Genomic DNA, 2,052 nt, shown 5'->3' on the forward strand with positions numbered 1-2,052 from the left:
TCGGCGTGTTGGCCATGTACTGGGTATTCGAGCGCGTCGCTTCGTTCTGGGCGTAGGCCTGATGCCCACCCTCGCCATCCATCGTTCGCACTCGCGGGCCGACTTCTTGCATCGTGCCGGGAAGCATCGCCCCTGAACGGCCTCCTGCAGAATAGCTGCGTGCCGCGCGCTATTCGCAAGAGAGAGATTCATGCCCGATGTACTTCAACAGGTTGCGACACAGGCATCGCAGCTGGAGCCGCTTCCGGCGATGAGCTGATGCTGCTTGTCAGTATCAATCGACGCGACCGGATCCTTCTTTTTTCCCGGGCACGCGAATCTTCATGATCTTCTCGATGTTGTCGGCGATGCGATGCTGGTATTCGGGTGTTACAACAACAGCGGCCGCTACTGCCGCCGTGTGCTTGAGTGCCACAGAAACACTACTTGATGCAGAGACTGCCGGTGCGGCGAATATATCCGTGCGATTCGTGTTTCCGCCGGTTCCACTGCGCGAATAGAACGGTACGAACACCGAACCGCTGCTGGCAAGCCCCTGGTAGTCACCGAGAAAGTATCCTGTGGTCGGTCCCCAGGCCGCCAATGGCGCCTCGCTCAAATCAAATGGACCGGCCACCTGATTCTCGCTCCAGTTCAATCCATCATCGGACTGGGTCAGCCATATGCTGGTCAGCAAGGTGCTGTTGTCAGATGTATTGCTGCGGAAGTCGTAGTAGGTAACGCCAACTTTTCCGTCCTCACGTACGGTGATTGCTGGAAGAAATGCGGAGACTGCAGAGTCGCTGTTCACGCGCGCAGGCGCCGTCCAGCTCAACCCGCCATCTTCGGAGCGTGAAATTGCGATGCCATCACGCAGACCATTGCTGAAGCGCGAATCCTGCCAAACCACATAGACATCACCGTTCGGTGCAACGGCTGCCGAAGGCACAAGTCCGCCATCGCGTACGCGCAGTCCGGTTTCGGGATCAACCGTGCCCACGGTCAATTGACTGGCGATGCGCGTCGAAGTTGACCAGCTGGCCCCCTTGTCGGTCGAACGGATGACATCAAGGTAGGCGGTGGAGCCGCCGTTGGGCGCAGCGTCGATTCGCGTATAGATGTTGAGGAGAGTGCCGTTGGGCAGCACGGAAATGAGGTTGCCAATGGTCTGGTTGTTTTGGCCCGGATCGAAGATGGGTCGAGCCGCTTCCCAGCTTTGGCCGCCATCAACGGTCCGCGCAAACCATGTTGGACCAAAATTCGCCACCGAGATCCGGTCCCAGATCGCATACACGAAACGTGAATCGGTCGGGTCGGCCGTCATCGCTTCCTTGTCGTGGAATACATCGTTGAATTCGCGCACGAGTGTGGTTGGCGCACCCCAGGTTTGGCCGGAATCAGTGGAGCGACTGACCAGAACCGAGGTCACGGAACCGGATGCAAGTGCTGCACCATTGAAAGCAATGACTATTGCGTAAGCTGTACCGTCGGGGGCAACGGCTACCCAGGGGTCGCTGCTACGCTCATAGTCGCCGCCATTCGCTGGCGTGCCGCCGGCACACCGGGAAAACGCCGGCGCGCTGCGTACCCAGGTTTGTCCGCCATCATTGGACACGCCGACAATCGTGCCGCTAGCGCCACCACTCGACCAGCGGTCCTGCTGCCATGCGCCGAAAAAACGATCGGGATTGCTCGGATCAATTGCGAAATGCGGTTCGACTTCGGCGTTCGCGTAGCGCGTTCCACCGATAGCTGCACCCTCACAGCCCGCGACAAACGGGGTGTTCGCCGATGCCTTGTATTCCGGATCCAGGCTCGGAGGTGGCGGAGGCGGTGGCGTCGGCGGGGGCGCTGGCGGGGTCGGTGGAGCCGGCGTGGAGGAGTTCGAACCGCCACCACCGCAAGCAGCCAATCCAAGCAGCATGCCAGCGAGCATCGCTTTGGACACCCAGAATTTCGTACCTGTCATTTCACCTGACTCCGGCTGAGGCGACGAAGGCAATCGTACATCGTCACGCCGTCAATGTCCTGCGAACCCCATTTCAGCTCCAAATGGGTCATGCATGTCTGCAC

General features: G+C 59.6%; 1 protein-coding gene. It reads right to left on the reverse strand.

Going from position 1 to position 2,052, the window contains the following annotated elements:
- Window positions 1–274: 274 nt before the first annotated feature.
- Window positions 275–1,948 (reverse strand): sialidase family protein, encoded by a 1,674-nt coding sequence (locus tag WBP53_RS11585; protein ID WP_423929069.1) that lies wholly within the window; start codon window positions 1,946–1,948, stop codon window positions 275–277.
- Window positions 1,949–2,052 lie beyond the last annotated feature (104 nt).

The sequence above is a fragment of the Dokdonella sp. genome, assembly GCF_049593775.1.
Classification (GTDB): domain Bacteria; phylum Pseudomonadota; class Gammaproteobacteria; order Xanthomonadales; family Rhodanobacteraceae; genus Dokdonella.